The 17,812-nt window shown below is 53.0% G+C and carries 22 protein-coding genes and 1 pseudogene; 10 read left to right on the forward strand and 13 right to left on the reverse strand.

The genetic code is table 11. The annotated features are described in order from the left end of the window. Nucleotides 1-2: 2 nt before the first annotated feature. The 6 genes and pseudogenes from ACP15Y_RS11995 (at nucleotide 3) to ACP15Y_RS12020 (ending at nucleotide 4,631) form a co-directional block, all read left to right on the forward strand. Complete coding sequence (locus tag ACP15Y_RS11995; protein ID WP_424983326.1) at nucleotides 3-590, forward strand: histidine phosphatase family protein; 588 nt, start codon at nucleotides 3-5, stop codon at nucleotides 588-590. A 664-nt stretch (nucleotides 591-1,254) separates the two neighbouring features. Then, nucleotides 1,255-1,950 (forward strand): annotated as a pseudogene (gene pyrF, locus ACP15Y_RS12000) (orotidine-5'-phosphate decarboxylase); the annotation flags it as partial. A 90-nt stretch (nucleotides 1,951-2,040) separates the two neighbouring features. Continuing rightward, on the forward strand, nucleotides 2,041-2,472 hold the full coding sequence (locus ACP15Y_RS12005; RefSeq protein ID WP_424983539.1) for a GNAT family N-acetyltransferase: 432 nt from the start codon (nucleotides 2,041-2,043) through the stop codon (nucleotides 2,470-2,472). A 66-nt stretch (nucleotides 2,473-2,538) separates the two neighbouring features. Then, complete coding sequence (dapB, locus tag ACP15Y_RS12010) at nucleotides 2,539-3,345, forward strand: 4-hydroxy-tetrahydrodipicolinate reductase (RefSeq protein ID WP_424983327.1); 807 nt, start codon at nucleotides 2,539-2,541, stop codon at nucleotides 3,343-3,345. Between the two features lie 3 nt (nucleotides 3,346-3,348). Continuing rightward, nucleotides 3,349-3,963: a 2,3-bisphosphoglycerate-dependent phosphoglycerate mutase gene (locus ACP15Y_RS12015; RefSeq protein ID WP_424983328.1), complete on the forward strand. Its 615-nt coding sequence runs from the start codon at nucleotides 3,349-3,351 to the stop codon at nucleotides 3,961-3,963. Between the two features lie 44 nt (nucleotides 3,964-4,007). Next, nucleotides 4,008-4,631 (forward strand): LysE family translocator, encoded by a 624-nt coding sequence (locus ACP15Y_RS12020; RefSeq protein ID WP_424983329.1) that lies wholly within the window; start codon nucleotides 4,008-4,010, stop codon nucleotides 4,629-4,631. Between the two features lie 198 nt (nucleotides 4,632-4,829). On the opposite strand, the gene ACP15Y_RS12025 is transcribed toward ACP15Y_RS12020, so the two are convergent. Next, on the reverse strand, nucleotides 4,830-5,693 hold the full coding sequence (locus ACP15Y_RS12025) for a methylated-DNA--[protein]-cysteine S-methyltransferase (RefSeq protein ID WP_424983330.1): 864 nt from the start codon (nucleotides 5,691-5,693) through the stop codon (nucleotides 4,830-4,832). 467 nt (nucleotides 5,694-6,160) lie between these two features. Continuing rightward, nucleotides 6,161-6,655 (reverse strand): DUF2244 domain-containing protein, encoded by a 495-nt coding sequence (locus ACP15Y_RS12030; protein ID WP_424983331.1) that lies wholly within the window; start codon nucleotides 6,653-6,655, stop codon nucleotides 6,161-6,163. Between the two features lie 267 nt (nucleotides 6,656-6,922). Between ACP15Y_RS12030 and nth the strand changes: the two genes are divergently transcribed. Then, nucleotides 6,923-7,588: an endonuclease III gene (gene nth, locus ACP15Y_RS12035; protein ID WP_424983332.1), complete on the forward strand. Its 666-nt coding sequence runs from the start codon at nucleotides 6,923-6,925 to the stop codon at nucleotides 7,586-7,588. A 389-nt stretch (nucleotides 7,589-7,977) separates the two neighbouring features. On the opposite strand, the gene coaA is transcribed toward nth, so the two are convergent. Genes coaA through hisB form a run of 7 tightly spaced genes read right to left on the reverse strand, consistent with a single transcriptional unit; the run spans nucleotide 7,978 to nucleotide 12,472 of the window. Next, the gene (gene coaA, locus ACP15Y_RS12040) at nucleotides 7,978-8,934 is read right to left on the reverse strand and encodes a type I pantothenate kinase (protein ID WP_133573514.1); all 957 of its coding nucleotides are present in this window, start codon (nucleotides 8,932-8,934) and stop codon (nucleotides 7,978-7,980) included. Nucleotides 8,935-8,943: 9 nt separating this feature from the next. Then, nucleotides 8,944-9,261 (reverse strand): phosphoribosyl-ATP diphosphatase, encoded by a 318-nt coding sequence (locus ACP15Y_RS12045; protein ID WP_424983333.1) that lies wholly within the window; start codon nucleotides 9,259-9,261, stop codon nucleotides 8,944-8,946. After that, the gene (gene hisF, locus ACP15Y_RS12050) at nucleotides 9,262-10,047 is read right to left on the reverse strand and encodes an imidazole glycerol phosphate synthase subunit HisF (protein WP_424983334.1); all 786 of its coding nucleotides are present in this window, start codon (nucleotides 10,045-10,047) and stop codon (nucleotides 9,262-9,264) included. Next, entirely contained in the window at nucleotides 10,044-10,775 is a 732-nt protein-coding gene (gene hisA / locus ACP15Y_RS12055; protein WP_424983335.1) for a 1-(5-phosphoribosyl)-5-[(5-phosphoribosylamino)methylideneamino]imidazole-4-carboxamide isomerase, read from the reverse strand. The genes hisF and hisA overlap by 4 nt, the downstream gene beginning before the upstream one ends. Nucleotides 10,776-10,787: 12 nt before the next feature. Then, nucleotides 10,788-11,435: an imidazole glycerol phosphate synthase subunit HisH gene (hisH, locus tag ACP15Y_RS12060; protein ID WP_424983336.1), complete on the reverse strand. Its 648-nt coding sequence runs from the start codon at nucleotides 11,433-11,435 to the stop codon at nucleotides 10,788-10,790. Further along, on the reverse strand, nucleotides 11,432-11,875 hold the full coding sequence (locus ACP15Y_RS12065; RefSeq protein WP_424983337.1) for a DUF2628 domain-containing protein: 444 nt from the start codon (nucleotides 11,873-11,875) through the stop codon (nucleotides 11,432-11,434). The genes hisH and ACP15Y_RS12065 overlap by 4 nt, the downstream gene beginning before the upstream one ends. Nucleotides 11,876-11,884: 9 nt before the next feature. Beyond that, nucleotides 11,885-12,472 carry an imidazoleglycerol-phosphate dehydratase HisB gene (gene hisB / locus ACP15Y_RS12070; RefSeq protein ID WP_424983338.1) on the reverse strand — a complete coding sequence of 196 codons (588 nt, stop codon included), beginning with the start codon at nucleotides 12,470-12,472 and terminating at the stop codon, nucleotides 11,885-11,887. A 197-nt stretch (nucleotides 12,473-12,669) separates the two neighbouring features. Here hisB and hslV point away from each other — a divergent pair, with 197 nt between their 5' ends. From hslV to hslU, 3 genes are read left to right on the forward strand one after another with little or no spacing between them, the layout of a single operon-like run. Beyond that, on the forward strand, nucleotides 12,670-13,236 hold the full coding sequence (hslV, locus tag ACP15Y_RS12075) for an ATP-dependent protease subunit HslV (protein WP_424983339.1): 567 nt from the start codon (nucleotides 12,670-12,672) through the stop codon (nucleotides 13,234-13,236). After that, on the forward strand, nucleotides 13,233-13,724 hold the full coding sequence (locus tag ACP15Y_RS12080) for an N-acetyltransferase family protein (RefSeq protein ID WP_424983340.1): 492 nt from the start codon (nucleotides 13,233-13,235) through the stop codon (nucleotides 13,722-13,724). Before hslV ends, ACP15Y_RS12080 begins: the two co-directional genes overlap by 4 nt. Nucleotides 13,725-13,743: 19 nt before the next feature. Then, nucleotides 13,744-15,054, forward strand: a complete 1,311-nt coding sequence (gene hslU / locus ACP15Y_RS12085) for an ATP-dependent protease ATPase subunit HslU (protein ID WP_424983342.1) — start codon at nucleotides 13,744-13,746, stop codon at nucleotides 15,052-15,054. A gap of 130 nt (nucleotides 15,055-15,184) precedes the next feature. Here hslU and ACP15Y_RS12090 read toward each other — a convergent pair whose 3' ends face one another. The 4 genes from ACP15Y_RS12090 to ACP15Y_RS12105 all read right to left on the reverse strand — a co-directional run bounded on the left by ACP15Y_RS12090 (nucleotide 15,185) and on the right by ACP15Y_RS12105 (nucleotide 17,664). Next, nucleotides 15,185-15,727, reverse strand: coding sequence for a fasciclin domain-containing protein (locus tag ACP15Y_RS12090; protein WP_424983343.1), 543 nt, complete (start codon nucleotides 15,725-15,727; stop codon nucleotides 15,185-15,187). Nucleotides 15,728-16,011: 284 nt separating this feature from the next. Continuing rightward, nucleotides 16,012-16,557, reverse strand: a complete 546-nt coding sequence (msrB, locus tag ACP15Y_RS12095) for a peptide-methionine (R)-S-oxide reductase MsrB (protein ID WP_424983344.1) — start codon at nucleotides 16,555-16,557, stop codon at nucleotides 16,012-16,014. 63 nt (nucleotides 16,558-16,620) lie between these two features. After that, a complete protein-coding gene (locus ACP15Y_RS12100; RefSeq protein WP_424983345.1) occupies nucleotides 16,621-17,193 on the reverse strand; it encodes a fasciclin domain-containing protein in 573 nt (190 codons plus the stop codon). A 162-nt stretch (nucleotides 17,194-17,355) separates the two neighbouring features. Continuing rightward, the gene (locus tag ACP15Y_RS12105) at nucleotides 17,356-17,664 is read right to left on the reverse strand and encodes an RNHCP domain-containing protein (RefSeq protein ID WP_424983346.1); all 309 of its coding nucleotides are present in this window, start codon (nucleotides 17,662-17,664) and stop codon (nucleotides 17,356-17,358) included. Nucleotides 17,665-17,812: the final 148 nt, after the last annotated feature.

Consider the following 17,812-nt stretch of genomic DNA (forward strand, 5'->3'; position numbering starts at 1 on the left):
GGTTGGCTTCCTTATATCTCACCCACCCTGAAGTTGTGATTGACCCTCATTTGGACGTGACCAAATGGGGGCTTTCTTTTACTGGGCGCACGCGGATTGAAGCTGCCATCGATCGGGGCATATTCGATCAAATCAAGAAGATCATTTCGAGCGACGAGCAAAAAGCCATCGATGCGGCAACGCTTATTGGCGACCATCACAGCCTGCAATTTCAAACCGATCCGCGCTGTGGCGAAAATGATCGGTCAGCCACAGGCTTTTTACCAAAAGATGAGTTTGAGGCCGTCGCTACCCAGTTTTTCGCGCATCCAACCCAGTCCATTCGTGGCTGGGAACGCGCCATTGACGCGCAACGGCGAATAGTTTACGCCGTAAACGATCATATGAAGATGGCGGCTGACCAGCATGTTCTGTTTGTCGGGCATGGGGCCGTTGGCACTTTGCTCAAATGCCAATTGGCCCAACGCCCCATTTCACGCGACGAAGATCAACACCATCTCGGCGCCCCCGGCGGTGGCAATTTGTTTGCTTTTGACTGGGCGGAACAGCGCTTGGTCTCTGATTGGGTCGCTCTGGAATATTGGACCTAACGCAACCGCTACATGGATTACCGGATCAAGTCCGGTAATGACGTGAAAGGTGTTGCGATGCCCGACACAATTGAGGAGTGGGACACCCATCGGCGGGGGTGCCGGGGACGGACACACAGTGTCCGGTGGCGGCGCGTAAAATTGCCGGTGGTGCCGAGGTAGTGAGCGCAGCGAACAACGGCGACGCAATACCTAAAAAAATTCAGGCGCCTCGCTGCGCTCGTCCACCTTTTTGCCTCTCGCTAACACTGGTCACATCGCATCCCCACCCACCAAACCGCCCCAGATCTATGCTGAGTGAGAGAGAAGCCAAAGTCCCCCGAACAACCTCCCCCGTCATTGCAAGACTTGATCTTGCAATCCATTTGAGGGCAACAGCGAAGCACCTAAATAGTGATGCAATACCGCCCCTTCCGATCGCAACAAAGCCACCCTACCTTGTGTCCAGTGTGAAATGGACCCCAAGATCAAGTCTTGGGGTGACGCTGGTGAGGAGGACAGGATAGGCAAAACTCTGGCGTGCGGCACCTATGGGCAGGGGTGCTGGGGACGAGCACGCAGTGTCCGGTGGCGGCAAAAACATAAAACACCATTAATCCTTGCCGTTTTTCCCGAACTGTGCGATGCAACAACTCCGACGCCACTAGCCGCCGGAGCCCCCAAAATGAGCAATGCGACCCCCCAATTGATCACCGCCCTTGATGTGCCGACCCGTAAGGAAGCGGAGGCGCTGGTGGAGCGAATGGATGATCGTGGGGTGTTTTTTAAAATTGGCTATCAGTTGATTTATGGCGGTGACGGGCTGGGCCTTGCGCGGGAACTGAAACGTGCGGGCAAAAAGATCTTTATGGATGTGAAGCTGCTCGATATTCCCAACACGGTGGAAAAGGGCGTAGCAGGCCTCGCCGAGCTGGGCGCGGACTTTGTGACCATCCACGCCGAACCCCATTGCATGGCGGCCGCGAAACGCGCGGTGGAAGGCACCGACACCAAACTGCTTGGCGTAACGGTGATGACTTCGCTGGATGATGAAGATTTAAAAGCCTCTGGCTATGCTTATGGCGTGAGCGATTTGGTGGCGCGGCGGGCCAAGCAGGCGACTGAACTTGGCATTGACGGGGTGATTTGCTCGGCCCAGGAAATTGAAATGGTGCGCGATTTGTCGGGCGGCAAGCTGATGGCGGTAACGCCAGGCATTCGCCCGAAGGGTAGCGCGGCAGACGACCAGAAACGTATTTTCACGCCCTATCAAGCCATTGAAGCAGGCGCGGCGCACCTTGTGGTGGGACGTCCCGTTTATAAGGCCGATGATCCGTTTGCCGCAGCGGGTGCCATTAATGATGAAATTCATGCGGCCAATGATGCGGTGACCCATATCCGCCCGGCGGACCCGGAAGATGCGGCCATTTTATCTGATATCGATCATGACGCCACCAAGCGTTTCGACAATATGGGCGGCGCTTATGCCGCAGCGAATTTGACGGGATTGTCGGCAGAAATTTATGCCGAAAATCTGCGCAAGAATGAACTGTTCTGGCTGATTGAGCATCGCGATCTGCCTGTTGGCTTTGTCCGCGCTAGACCAGTAGATGATTTGCTCTATATCGCGGAAATTTGTGTTGCCCGCGCCCATCAAGGCAAAGGGCTGGGCCGTCGTCTGCTCGCCCATATGCGCCAATATGCGCGAGAAAATGAATTTAAGGGTTTGGCAGGTCTCACTTGGAAATTTGTGCCCTTCAATGGACCTTATTATCTCCATAACGGTTTTGAAGAGTGGTCACTTGGTGAAGCGGGTCCGGATATGCGCGCCATCGCTACTAGCGAAGATGAGCAAAAATTGAACGCTATTGGCGAGCGGATGATTTTTGGCGAACGGTTTTAGGCCTCTTCCCCTTTCCACCACCCCATTTTCTGGCTATCAAAGGGCCAGCAATGGAGAAGGTCTTTCATGAGCGATCTTAAAATATTGATTTTGGGGGCTGGCGGCCGCATGGGAGGTGCCAATATTCGCGCCATTTATGCCACCAAAGGCGCCGTGCTGAGCGCCGCGGTGGAGCGCGCAGGCAGCCCACATTTGGGCAAGGATGCGGCGCAATTGGCCGGGTTGGAACCGCAGGGCATTTTGATCGGCGATGATCTCGATAAGGCACTGGCCAATAGCGATGCAATTATCGATTTTACCGCCCCGCAAGTTTCGATTGATGTGGCCAAGCGGGCCAAAGGTAAAATTCATGTGGTGGGCACCACCGGCTGGACGGCTGAACAGGATGCTGAAATTGAAGCGCAGGCTGGCCATCTCACCTTGGTGAAATCAGGCAATATGTCATTGGGTGTGAATTTGCTGGCGGCGCTGGTGGAAAAGGCCGCGCGGGCCTTGCCTAAAAGCTTTGATATTGAAGTTTTAGAAATGCACCACCGCATGAAGGTGGATGCGCCTTCCGGCACCGCTTTGCTGTTGGGCGAAGCCGCTGCCAAGGGTCGCGATGTTGATTTGGCTGAGCAGGCCGTGCGCACCCGCGATGGTATCACCGGGGAACGCGAAGAAGGCACAATCGGCTTTGCTACACTGCGCGGTGGCACGGTGACTGGCGAGCATGATGTGATTTTTGCGGGCGAAAAAGAGCGGATCAAATTGGGGCATATTGCCGAAGACCGTTCGGTTTTTGCGCAAGGTGCTATTCACGCCGCCCTTTGGGCAAAAGACAAGCCTGCTGGGCTTTATTCAATGATAGATGTTTTGGGATTAGAGGAATAAATCATGGATCGTAGATTGATTTTGGTGCGTCACGGCCAAAGCGAATGGAACTTGAAAAACCTGTTCACCGGCTGGAAAAACCCAGGCCTCACCGACAAAGGCATTGAAGAAGCCAAAGCCGCAGGCGAATTGCTGAAATCGCGCGGCTATGAGATCGAACTTTGCTACACGTCAGCCCTGAAACGCGCGCAGCATACGCTTGATTTGATGCTCGAAGAAATGGGCATCACCAATATGACCATTATCCGCAATCAGGATTTGAACGAGCGCGATTATGGCGATTTGGCCGGGCTGAATAAAGATGACGCGCGGGAAAAATGGGGCGACGAGCAAGTGCATATTTGGCGCCGTTCATATGACACCCCACCTCCGGGTGGCGAAAGCCTCAAGGACACAGCGGACCGGGTGTTGCCCTATTATAAGCGCGAGATTGAGCCGCGCGTTTTGGATGGTGGTACCATCTTGGTCGCCGCGCACGGCAACTCGCTACGGGCTTTGGTAATGGCACTTGAGGGCCTGTCGCCAGAAGAAATTTTGAAGCGCGAAATCGCCACCGGCAAGCCGATCATCTATGATCTGGATGAAAGTGGCAAAGTGCTGAAGGTGGAAAATATCTAATGTAAGAGAGCCCCGCACGGGGCTCTTTTTTTAGGAGTTGGCCAATGAGCTTGGAGCTTTGGTTGGCATTTATCGCCACTTATAGCCTGATATCCATCGTGCCCGGCCCTAGCGTACTTATGGTGGTGTCGCAGGCGCTTAATAATGGACGTCGTGCTGCGCTTTATTGCGTCGCAGGAGACATTTTTGGCGGTTTTGTTATCATCGCGCTGGCACTTTTAGGCGTTGGCGCCTTGCTGGCCACTTCTGCATTCCTATTTCAAATCGTGAAATGGTGCGGCGTTTTCTATCTCGCTTATCTGGGCATTCAACAAATTCGCGCCGCACGGCAGCTGGCCCCAATGGATATTCAGCCACAGGCCAACCAACAAAGCCTGTTTGAAAGCCTGCGGGCCGGATTTTTTGTTGGCGTGCTGAACCCGAAAGCGATCATGTTTTACGTGTCATTTCTGGCGCAGTTTTTGGACCCGACCGGCAATACGACCACCCAATTTTTTATTCTCATCGCCACGTCAACGGTGATTGTTGGCGTTGTTTTGGGCGGCTACGCCCTGCTCGCGGTGCAAGCGCAACGGTTTTTCCAAAGCATAAAAGCGCGACGTCGCCTCGGCTATGCATCAGGCACAGCAATGCTTGGCGGTAGCATTTGGGTTTCGGTTACGCGTTAGATTTTGCTCACGGTTAGGCGGTGTTTAGCTGATAATCTTCCCCACTGTGGCCTTCCCGGCCTTGAGCCGGGACCAAGATATCGCGCAAGAGAGTTGGCCCTGGATCACGTCCGGGGCGGCTCGTTGGGTGTAGACAAGCCAACAACAATATAATTGAGGAATAGGAATGGTCGAACGCAGGATCGAATAGCCGCGTGATCAAGCAGAACTCTTTTCCAATTGCCCGGCTTCCCAGCCCAGCATGGCTTTTTTGCGGGTCAAGCCCCAATGATAGCCTGTGAGGGCAGCGTTTTTGCCGATCACGCGGTGGCAGGGCACCACGAAGGAGATGGGATTGCGGCCGACTGCAGCGCCAACGGCGCGAGCGGCTTTTGGGGATCCAACCTCTTCAGCGATTGCACCATATGAATTGGCTTCCCCCGGCTTAATTTTCAAAAGGGTTTGCCACACACGCACTTCAAAGTCTGTCCCGATCATCGCCACGCGAATGGGCTGATCTTTCTGCCATTGATGGGGCAAAAACACCCGGTCAGCCCAATGTGCGGTTTCAGCTTGGTTATGAATATAGGTGGCTTCGGGCCAGCGCGACTGCATGTCGTCCAGCGCAGCCTGCTCCTTGCCAGCGTCGGCAAAGGCAAGGCCAGCCAGCCCATAATCGGTGACCATCAACAGCGCTTGGCCGAAAGGCGATGGATGAAAGCCGTAGCGGATTTCCAGCCCCTCGCCCTTGGCTTTGTAAAAGCCCGGCGGCATCGCTTCATGGGTTACGAACAAATCATAAAGCCGCGCAGGTGAGGACAGGCCCAACTCCAGAGAGGCATCAAAAATCGGCAAGTCTGCTTTGAGCATTTGGCGCGCACGGTCGAGCGTGATGCAATGGGAAAAGGCTTTTGGCGTTAGGCCGGCCCAGCGACGAAATAGGTCTGTCAGCTGCCGCTGCGTCATGCCCAGATCGGCAGCGATACGGTCAATCTGGTGCTCATCAGCCGGGGTTTCGTGCAGCTGTTCCACCACCTGCCGCACAATTTCATAATCAGAAGCGCAAATTTCTAGCTGATGCATGTTTTGATCCATTTTCAAGCCCCTGCATTTGAACGTGAAGCTCAATATAGTGCAAGGCGGATTTGTGGATCGACCCGATTTTGACGTTATTACGCGCCGCCGTCGTTCGCTGCGCTCACTACCCCGGCACCCCCGCCGCTTTTCTCGCCGCCACCGGGCGCAATTTTGCAGCGCTCACGCCGCGCGGGCTGGCGCCCGTCCCCGGCACCCCATTTTTTGCGTGCCGCCGTCGTTCTCTATGCTCACTACCCCGGCACCCCCGCCGATTGGTGTGCCTCGCTTTTATGCTGTACAAGGCGTAACAACACCCTCTCACGTCATTACCGGACTTGATCCGGTAATCCATGTAGCGGTGGCGGGTTAGGCAAAACACTCTTGTTGTGCACCTACACCAATGCTGCTTGGCCCCCTTATCAGGTCCGGGGTGACGCGGTATGGAACACCAACACTTCCACGCCCAAAAACCCCTACCGTTTCGCGCGCGAAAGCTCTTGCCCGAAGGTGCGGGCGAAGCTGGTTTTGTCGGCGGGGTTGAGGAATTCACCTAGGGCGATGCGCTGTTGTTTGGCAATCAGGTGGAGGCTATCAACCTCATCTTCCGCATTCAGTTTGGTGACCAAGCGCGCCCAAAAAGGATTAAGTTCGATCTCTTTGACCCGGCCCTTAACATCCACTTTGCGGATGCGAATGGCATCGGGCCAAAGACCGACTTCTTCATATTGTTTTTCGCCCTGCTTTGATCGCGTGAGCGCCCAATAGAGCAGCAAAATATCGAGGCCCATAAAGCCGACAATCGGCCAAGCGCCCATCAGAAAGAAGGTGAGGCCAGGAATGAGCGCCAGTACACCCGCAATGATGGTCACTACCAGAATGCCGCGCTCGCTTAGAGAGCGGTGTGGCCGCAGGATCGCCCGAAACAGGGGCGGGTCTAACTGGTCATCAAATTGGTGATCGGCAGACATTTGCGCTTTTCATTCCTTTTTGATCATGGCCTATTGGGCCAAATCTGCCCAATTTTGTCCATTCTGCATCGCATATTTATGCAACGGTTGAAGTGCGGCCATTGGATGCCCTTCGGGTTGGCCAGAAAGCCAAAATCTGCTGCATAATCCAACCTTGAAAAGGCCGCGCATGTCCTGCGGTTGTATTATTTGCATCTTTAGCCTTTCTAACCAACAGAATTGGACTAAATTGGGCAGACTTGACCCGACCACGCGCAAGAGGACCCAATGGCTCAACGGACACGACTGACAAAACAAACGATAAATGACATGTTTGCCAAATTTGAGGCGAACAATCCGCATCCTGAAGGGGAATTGGATTATGTCAATATCTTCACCCTGTTGGTGGCGGTGGTCCTCTCCGCGCAGGCAACGGATGCCGGGGTGAACAAAGCCACAAAGGCCCTGTTTGAAGTCGCCGATACGCCAGAGAAAATGTACGCCTTGGGCGAGGACAAAATCCGCGACTATATCAAGACCATCGGGCTTTATCGCAACAAGGCGAAGAATGTTTATGCCCTTTGTAAGGCCTTGATTGAGCAGCATAATAGCGAAGTGCCGGAAGACCGCGAGGCGCTTGAAGCGCTGCCGGGCGTGGGGCGGAAAACTGCAAATGTGGTGCTGAATATTGGGTTTGGCCACCCGACCATTGCCGTAGATACCCACCTTTTCCGCATCGCCAACCGCACCGGGCTAGCCCCGGGCAAAAATGTGCTGGCGGTTGAAAAACTGTTGCTGAAAGTTATCCCAAAAGACTATTTGCTGCACGCCCACCACTGGCTGATTTTGCATGGTCGCTATATCTGCAAGGCGCGCAAGCCTGAGTGTTATCACTGCATTATTGTCGATGAATGCAAGTTCAAGGACAAGGTGATGGAGGCGGGGAAGAAGTAGTTTTTACTCTGCCACCGGTCGCTGCGTCCCCGGCACCCCCGGCTCTTTTTTCGCGCCACCGTCGCTCACTCCGTTCGCTACCCCGGCACCCCCGCCGATGGGTGCCTCACTTTGGTGTTGTGCAGGGGATCGCCCCACCCACTCACGTCATTGCCGGACTTGATCCGGTAATCTATGTAGCGGTTGAGGTTTGGCATAACGCCACTTATGCCGTGCAGCTGCATACATGCTGCTTGGACCCCGGATCAGGTCCGGGGTGACAGCGGCGGGTAATAGGTCGTGCACAAACTTAAATGGGGGCACCCATCGGCGGGGGTGCCGGGGACGGGCGCCAGCCTGCGTGGCGCGAGCGCTATAAAAGAGCGACCGGTGGCGGCAAGAAAATATCTTTACAATTTCCGCAATTGCACCTTGTTGATCGCGTGGTCGGCGCCTTTGGTGAGGACGAGGTCGGCGCGGCCGCGGGTGGGGAGGATGTTTTCTTGCAAATTGGGCAAGTTGATCTGTTCCCAAATTGAGGCGGCGAGTTTTTTGGCTTCTTCGATGCTCAGCTTAGAGAATTGGTGGAAGAAGCTTTGCGGGTCTTTAAAGGCTGTTTCGCGCAATTGCAGAAAGCGTTCCACATACCATTGGCGCAAATGGGGTTCTTCCGCATCGATATAGATGGAAAAATCAATGAAATCAGACGCGAACAGGATGGGGCGGCCATCGCGGGGCAAATCGCCTGGCTGCAAGATATTCAGGCCTTCAACGATCAAAATATTGGGGCGATCGACCACGATTTCTTCGCCTTTCACCACATCATAAACAAGGTGCGAATAGGTGGGGGCTTTGACGTTGGGCTTGCCCGCTTTGATTGAGGCAAGAAATTTCAGGAAGGCTGGGCGATCATAGCTTTCGGGGAACCCCTTTTTTTCCATCAGGCCGCGCTTTTCCAATTCCGCATTGGGCAGCAAAAAGCCATCGGTGGTGACCAAATCAACCTTTGGAGAGGACGGCCAGCGCTGCATCAAGGCGTGTAGAATACGGGCGGTGGTGGATTTGCCAACGGAAACTGACCCGGCAACCCCGATAATAAAGGGCGTTTTATCGCCATTTTGCTGCAAAAATTTGCCTGCAGCGCTGTGCAAGCCCTGTACCGCTTCCACATAATAGGCCAGTAGCCGGGTCATCGGCAGATAGACTTGTTGGGCTTCTTCCAGCGAGATCGGATCATTGAGCGCGCGCAGGCGTTTCAGATCGTCCAAATCCAAGGTCATGGGTTCGCCATGGCGCAGAGCGGCCCATTGTTCGGTGGTAAATTCATGATAGGGGGACAGTTCTGGCCCCAAAGATAGCGGATTCATGTTTCCCCCCTATTCGGCGCGACTGGCCTTTTCATCTAGCCCAGATTGCCCGGTGCGTTCAGCCAGAACCGATTCGACCTCGTCAAGGCTGATATTGTGGGCTTTGAGCACCACAAGTAAATGATACAAAAGGTCAGCACTTTCGGCCTTCAGCTCGTCGCGGTCACCTTGAATGGCCGCGATGACAGTTTCCACCGCCTCTTCGCCCATTTTTTTGGCAGCGCGCTCGCCCCCATTGGCCAAAAGCTGGGCGGTATAGGATTTTTCCGCCGAGGCAGAGGCCTTTTGCGCGATGATCGCTTCCAGCGCCTTCAGGTCAAAGCTCATTTACGCCTCCTCGTCCAACCGCACCGGCACGCCCTGCTCCGCCATATAGCGTTTGGCTTCGCCGATGGAATAGGTGCCAAAATGGAAGATCGAGGCGGCCAACACTGCGCTGGCATGGCCGATTTTCACGCCCTCCACCAAATGGTCCAAATTGCCCACGCCACCAGAGGCGACAACGGGCACACTCACCGCATCAGCAATGGTGCGGGTCAATTCAAGATCGAAGCCAATTTTGGTGCCATCGCGGTCCATGGAGGTGACCAGCAATTCGCCCGCGCCGCGCTTGACCATATCGGTGGCAAATTCTACCGCGTCAATGCCCGTGGCATTGCGGCCACCATGGGTGAAGATTTCCCAGCGTGGGGTTTCACCCTCTTTATGCGCCGCCTTTGCGTCTACCGAGACGACAATGCACTGGTCGCCAAATTTATCTGCAGCGCGGTTGATAAAATCCGGGTCGCGCACCGCGGCAGAATTGATGGAGACTTTATCGGCACCTGAAAGCAGCAGCTTGCGAATATCTTCTACCGCACGGATGCCGCCGCCCACGGTGACGGGCATAAAGCAATGTTCGGCGGTGCGGGCTACCACGTCAAAAATCGTGTCGCGTTCTTCATGGCTGGCGGTAATATCCAAAAAGCACAATTCGTCGGCCCCGGCAGCATCATAGGCGATGGCGGCTTCAACGGGATCACCAGCGTCTACCAAGTCAACAAAATTGACGCCTTTAACGACACGGCCGTCTTTGACATCAAGACAGGGAATGAGACGGGTTTTAAGGGTCATTCTACCCTCGCTAGCTTTTCTAGTGCTGCGGGCACATCAATGCGGCCATCATAGAGCGCGCGGCCAGAAATGGCGCCTTCGAGCACCTGCATTTCAGGCTTGGTCATCATCTCAATATCGTCCATGGAAGCTAAGCCGCCAGAGGCGATCACCGGAATGGTTGTGGCTTTGGCCAATTCCAATGTCGCGTCCCAATTGATGCCGGTGAGAATGCCGTCGCGGTCAATATCGGTGAAGATGATCGCGGCAACGCCTGCGCCTTCAAATTTTTGCGCCAGCTCGATGACATCCAATTCAGACGTTTCGGCCCAACCTTCCACGGCGACTTTGCCGCCGCGCGCATCAATACCCACAGCAATTTTGCCCGGATAAAGCTCGCACGCCTTATGGACCAAATCTGGGTCGCGCACGGCGATGGTGCCGAGAATGACGCGGCTGAGGCCGCGATCAAGCCAGGCTTTGATGTGATCGAGTGTGCGAATGCCGCCGCCCAATTGCACGGGCATATCGACTTGTTGAATGATTTTTTCCACCGGATCGCCATTGACGCTTTCACCTGCAAAGGCGCCATTGAGATCGACCATATGCAGATATTTAAAGCCTTGCGCATGGAATTGCTGGGCTTGGTCCACCGGGTCATCATTAAAGATGGTGGCCTTATCCATATCGCCTTTTTGCAGGCGTACACATTTGCCGTCTTTCAAATCAATGGCGGGAAAAAGGATCATCAATTCGTCTTTCTAGATTTTCCAATTGAGGAAATTTTCGATCATGGTCAGGCCCACCGCTTGCGATTTTTCCGGGTGGAACTGGCTGGCGACAATATTGTCCCGGCCAATGGCGGCCACATGGGTCCCGCCATAATCAAAAGTGGCGATCACATGGGACGGATCTTCGGTCAAATAGTGATAGGAGTGCACAAAATAGGCGTGTGGATGGCCAGCCATATGGTCAAACACAGGATGCGGGCGCACAAGATTGAGGTTGTTCCACCCCATATGTGGCACTTTCAGCGTTTCATCATTTGGCGCCAAAAACTCTACGGTGCCGGGAATCCAGCCCAGACCTTCACTGGTTTGCTTTTCCAAGCCCTTGGTGGCCAAAAGCTGCATGCCAACGCAAATGCCCAAAAAGGGCTTTGCTTTTTTGTTGGCGTGCTCATCCAGCGCGTCCACCATGCCGTCCAGCGCAAACAATGCGTTGCGGCAATCAGCGAATGCGCCCACACCGGGCAGCAAAATCCGGTCAGCCGCTTGCACATCTTCCACCTTGTTAGACACGAGAACATCAAAGCTGTTATTGGCTGATTTTGCCGCGCGTTCCACTGCCTTATGGGCGGACTTCAAATTGCCTGCGCCATAATCGACAATCACAAATTTTTCGCTCATAGAACAGAAGTCTCCGGGCGTTCAGCGCTTAAGAAAGGCGCGCTGGGCTGGGGCGCAGGTGCTGGTTTATGCTTTTGTGCAAAAACCCGTGTCGCCAAATAGCGGTATGCCGCATCATCATTTGAACTGGAAGGCACAATTGCCTTCAACACATAGCCCTTGCGCTCCAAAAAGCGACCGCGAATTGAACTTGCTTCCAAGCCAATGAGGATGGCGACCATAATACCGATCCACCAAGATGCGTCTTCGCCAACAAAGAAGGTGACAAAACCCAATATGAAGGCCACGCCCACATAGGCAAGCAATTCTAGCCACATCAAATGCACGATGCACCAAATGGGTGTGAGTAGCGCCGCAAGCCAGTGGAATTTGTCGGCCACCACCACCATTTCATCTTCGTCACCATCGACTGCTTTTTCATAGATAGAATATAGCCGCATATGACAATCCTATAGCGCGCCCTTGGTTGAGGGAATGCGCCCTTCAAGCTTGGGATCAATTTCTACCGCCTCGCGCAAAGCGCGGGCCAAGGCTTTAAAACAGCATTCAGCGATGTGGTGATTGTTGCTGCCATATTCATTGCGCACATGCAGGGTGATCCCGGCATTCATGGCAAAGGCCTGGAACCATTCTTGAAACAATTCGGTATCCATATCGCCCACCTTGTCGCGCGAAAATTCAACCTGCCACACCAAAAAGGGGCGGCCAGAAATATCCAGCGCCACGCGGGACAAGGCTTCATCCATCGGCAAATCGCACGAGGCATAGCGGCGGATGCCTTTTTTGTCGCCCAGCGCGTCTTTCACCGCTTGGCCCATAGCAATGCCCACATCCTCTGCCGTATGGTGCATATCAATGTGCAAATCGCCTTTGGCTTTGATGGTGATGTCCATCAAACCATGGCGGGCAATTTGATCCAGCATATGATCCAAAAAGCCGATTCCAGTTTCAATGTTGGCGGTGCCCTCACCGTCCAAATTCACTTCAACCTGAATATCGGTTTCGTTGGTTTTGCGAGAAATTTTTGCACTGCGCATAAAAATGCCCCTCAGATCATCTATATCGCCATCGCTTGAAAGCCCGTCCATTCGGGCCGAAATGCCGATTTTCCCTTTCCTCTTATCAGGTTGAATCGAAATGGGAAAGGTCGACAAAGGGCCAAAAGGTTGCCCCGCTATGATTGTAATCATCAGCGAAGTTCTTAAATATGAGGCTGCGATAACGGAGACGATATATGCAAAATCAACAACAAGGTTCTGCCGGTTGGCGGGGAACCACCATTTTGACCGTGCGCAAAGGCAACAAGATTGTTGTTGCTGGTGACGGTCAAGTCTCACTCGGCCCGACTGTTATTAAGCACGGCGCGCGTAAAGTACGGCGCTTGGCAGGTGGTAAAGTGATCACAGGATTTGCGGGCGCGACCGCAGACGCCTTCACGCTATTTGAGCGCCTGGAAGCCAAATTAGAGCAATATCCAGACCAATTGATGCGCGCCTGCGTGGAATTGGCCAAAGATTGGCGGACCGACCGCTATTTGCGCCGTTTGGAAGCCATGATGATTGTGGCCGACAAAAAGGACAGCTTGGTTTTGACCGGCACGGGCGACGTGCTTTCCCCCGACAGCGGGGTAATGGGCATTGGCTCGGGCGGCAATTATGCTTTGGCGGCTGCTAGTGCGCTGATGGACACCGATTATGACGCGGAAGAGATTGCCCGTCGGGCCATGAAAATTGCGGCTGAGATTTGCGTTTATACCAATGAGAGCTTGACCGTCGAAACCATTGATTTGGACGCGGAATGAGCCAAATTCGCCGCTTAACGCATGTGGATGCGGAAATCTTTCGTGAGATTCGCATTGAGGGCTTTCGCAACCACCCTACGGCCTTCGGGTCAGGTTTGGTCAATGTGATTGACCAACCGCTGAGCTTTTTTGAGGGCTGGCTTGCTGATTTGAATGCCTATGGGGCGTTTGAAGACAATGAGTTGGTGGCGGTGGCGGCTTTTGCCCAAGGCAAAGGTGCCAATGTGCGCCACACGGCAAATTTGATTGCGGTTTATGCCCGCCCGCAAGCGCGGGGCAAGGGCATTATGGGGCGCATGGTGGAAATGATGTGCCAAGATGCCAAACAAGAGGGCGTTGAGCAGATGTCTCTGTGTGTGGTGACCGATAATCAAGCGGCGATAAAGACCTATCTCAAACTTGGTTTTGAGCATTACGGCTTGGCCCGCAAGGCCATCAAATATGATGGCCAATATTATGATGAAGATTTGATGGTGCGCTTTTTGTAAGGCACCGGAAGGAAGAATGATGAGTGAATTGAGTTTTTCTCCTCGTGAGATCGTTTCTGAATTGGACCGCTATATTGTGGGCCAAAAAGATGCCAAACGCGCCGTGGCCGTGGCCCTGCGCAATCGTTGGCGGCGGCAGCAGCTGGACGCAGAAATGCGGCAGGAAGTGAACCCCAAAAACATTTTGATGATCGGGCCAACCGGTGTCGGCAAAACAGAGATTTCTCGGCGCTTGGCGCGGCTGGCGCAAGCCCCCTTTGCCAAGGTGGAGGCCACAAAGTTCACTGAGGTGGGCTATGTGGGGCGCGATGTTGAGCAAATCATCCGCGATCTGGTGGAAGCCGGGATTGGCCTTTTGAAAGAAAAGAAGCGCAAAGAAGTGCAAGCCAAAGCGCATTTGCAGGCGGAAGAGCGCGTGCTGGATGCGTTGGTAGGCAAATCTGCCAGCCCTTCAACCCGCGACAGCTATCGGCGGAAACTGCGCGACAATGAACTGGATGACAAAGAGATTGAGATTGAAGTTTCAGCCCAATCCGGCGCACCTACCTTTGATATTCCGGGCATGCCCGGCGCACAAATGGGCATGATCGATCTCAGCGATATGTTGGGCAAAGCGTTCAACCAAAAGGGCGTGAAGCGCACGGTTAAAGTGGTTGATAGCTATGAATTGCTGGTGAATGAGGAAGCTGACAAGCTGTTGGATCAAGACAAACTGGTGGCCGAAGCGGTCGATCTAGTGGAAAATCACGGCATTGTTTTCCTGGATGAAATCGACAAGATTTGCGTGAAAGATGGCCGTTCCGGCGGCGAAGTGAGCCGTGAAGGCGTGCAGCGCGATTTGCTGCCGCTGATTGAAGGCACCACCGTTTCGACCAAGCATGGTCCGGTGAAAACTGACCATATTCTGTTTATCGCTTCTGGCGCGTTTCACGTGGCCAAGCCATCTGATTTGTTGCCGGAATTGCAAGGCCGCTTGCCCATTCGCGTTGAGCTGCGTGCCCTCACCCATGAGGATTTTGTGCGCATTTTGAATGACACGGATGCGAGCTTGATCAAGCAATATGTGGCCTTGATGCAGACCGAAGGCGTGACACTTGATTTCAAATCTGACGCGATTGACGCTATTGCCGAAGTGGCCGTGGCGATCAACTCCACAGTTGAAAATATTGGTGCACGGCGTTTGCAAACCGTGATGGAAAAACTGCTGGAAGATATTTCCTTTGAAGCCCCAGATAAGAGCGGCGAAACCATTGTGATTGATGGTGCCTATGTCCGCAAAGCGGTGGGCGAGCTGGCACAAGATACCGATCTGAGCCGGTTTATCCTTTAATCCAAAATAAAAGCGCCCTGATGGACGATCAGGGCGCTTCGTTTGCCATTGTCAGTATGGACTTTGGATGGGGAAGAAGATGGCTTGGCCTAACCCGGCCAAACCAAAACTGACAATCGCATATCCGAGCTTATTTCGGCACCAAAACAGCGTTCACCACGTGAATTACGCCGTTTGTTTGCGCAAGGTCCGCTGCAGTGACCTGACCAGCATTGCCGTTCTCATCAATAATGAACACATTGCCGTCCCGCACTTCAGCTTTCAGCATGTCGCCGCTTACGGTTTCAAATTCATATGCGCCGCCATTGTCTTCAATCGCTTTCAACAAGTCTGCAGCGCGCACATCGCCAGCCACAACATGGGCGGTCAACACTTTGGTCAGCTGATCTTTGTTTTCTGGCATCAGCAATGTGTCAACAGTGCCGTCTGGCAAGGCCGCAAAGGCGTCATTTGTTGGGGCAAACACGGTGAACGGGCCATCGCCTTGCAAAGTTTCAACCAAGCCGGCTGCCTGCACTGCGGCCACCAAAGTGGTGTGCGCTTCAGATGCGATCGCTGTTTCAACGATATTCATTTTGGCGCCATGCCCATCTGCCAATGCAGGGGCGGCGGCGAAGCCGATTGAAGCGGCAACAAAAAGGGCAGAAGACGTTTTTAGGATAGATTTTAGCATGATGTTCTCTCCAATTATAAAACTATCCGTTGGCCAACGGTCGCAAAGGGAACGGCGCAGATGTCAGACTCGATCAATGTGGTTTGATAACGTTTTTGTGAGCCTTATTTTTCAATGCGTTAGGTGAGAACATGTTGAGGCTGTCGCAATAAAAGACGTCCCTGACTTTAGTCAGAGACGTTTGATTCGAACCTGTTCGGGGCGTGAACCGGTTCATTGGGGGTCAGAGAAGAAAGTTGGAAACTTCTCGATTTTGGAGGATGACCACTGCCCCCAATCTCGGTTTAGGCGGCTTTAAAGTTAAGCGCGATGCCGTTGAGGCAATGGCGCTTGCCAGTGGGTTGCGGTCCATCATCAAAAATGTGGCCCAAATGCCCGCCACAGCGACTGCAATGCACTTCTGTGCGTGTCGCAAACAGGGAATTGTCTGGCTTGGTGCCAATGGCCGCCTCATCTATGGGGGCCCAAAAGCTTGGCCAGCCTGTTTTGCTGTCATATTTGGTATCGGACGGATAAAGCGCTTGATCGCAACCGGCGCAGTGAAAAATGCCGTCCCGCTTTTCTTCAAGCAAATCAGATGAATAAGCACGCTCGGTTTTCTCTTCGCGAAGCACCGCATATTCATTATCAGTTAGAATGCTTTTCCATTCTTCCGGCGTACGGGTGATTTCAAATTCACCTTGATCATTGGCGGTTGCCTGATCGCCAGCGCGCCAGAAATAGGTGCCAGTGCCTACACCAGCGACCGCAAATGCCCCCACACCCAGCCCGATCTTTTTCAAAAAGCCGCGGCGGCCATTTTGATGTTCATTGTTGGATTTCTCAGACATTTGCATAACTCCTTTCGGGATAAATGGGCTGGCCCAAAGGCCAGCCCAAAGCTCACGATAAGCTTATTTAGGTACCAATACTGAGTTCACAACGTGGATCACGCCATTTGATTGGTTCACATCGGCGATGGTTACCTTCCCGGCATTACCACTTTCATCAAAGATATAAACGCTATCACCGTCCAGTTGGGCTGTAATTGTATCACCGCTCACTGTGGTGATATTATATGCACCACCATTGTCTTCGATCATCTTGATCAAGTCAGCGGCTTTCACGTCACCGGCCACAACGTGGGCGGTCAACACTTTAGTCAGCATGTCTTTGTTTTCAGGCTCCAGCAAAGTTTCAACTGTACCTGCTGGCAGTGCTTCAAATGCCGCATTTGTTGGGGCAAACACTGTGAATGGGCCTTCGCTTTGCAATGTTTCAACAAGACCCGCAGCTTTCACAGCAGCAACCAATGTGGTGTGGTCTTTTGAATTTACAGCATTCTCAACAATGTTCTTGTCAGCAAACATTGGCGCGCCACCCACCATTGGGTTTTCGTCCATTGCAACAGCTGCGCCAGCTGACGCAAAGCCGATTGATGCTGCAACAAAAACTGCTGATGATGTTTTCAAAATTGATTTAAGCATGATGTACCTCTCCGTTGTTATGAACACCCTCATTGAAAGGGTTACTGCAGATACGGGGGCCTATTCAGCTTTGTTTCAAAAAGTGCATTTTTTTCTGAACTTTTTTGAATTGTCCTTTTATTTCATATATTTATTGGCCGAAAAAATATCGGCCAATAAATGTCACATCAGTTTTATGAGTGATTCAACCCGGTCTGGTTGATCTGTATTTTCCGCAATTTTGTTCATTTGCACATGTCCACATCGCAAACAGACATGTTTTAGCTGCCACCCTTTTTTCTTGTGCCTCATAATTGCAGTTGGCTGCATCAAGCCTTGGCATAGATTGCCTCGATCACCGGGTTGGACGTCCACATGTTTAGAGAACAAACAATATGGACAATGATTGCGGTAGCTCCCATTGGTGAGCGGGGCTACGTTTTGCTGACAATGCTGACATTGAAAGCGTGAATTTTCAGATTTTCTCGCCACTTCTGACTCCTTGTTTCGAATTTCGAAATCAAGGAGCAGGGTTCCGTTTGTTTTTACCGCTCTTGGAAAGCGGCTCTAGGCTTGTTGAGGGAGGGACCAATTCGCTGCTTGGCCATCGCAGCTACTTTCAATTCCTGCTTGTGGGATT

This window comes from Maritalea sp. S77 (assembly GCF_049801075.1).
In the GTDB taxonomy this organism is placed as follows: domain Bacteria; phylum Pseudomonadota; class Alphaproteobacteria; order Rhizobiales; family Devosiaceae; genus Maritalea.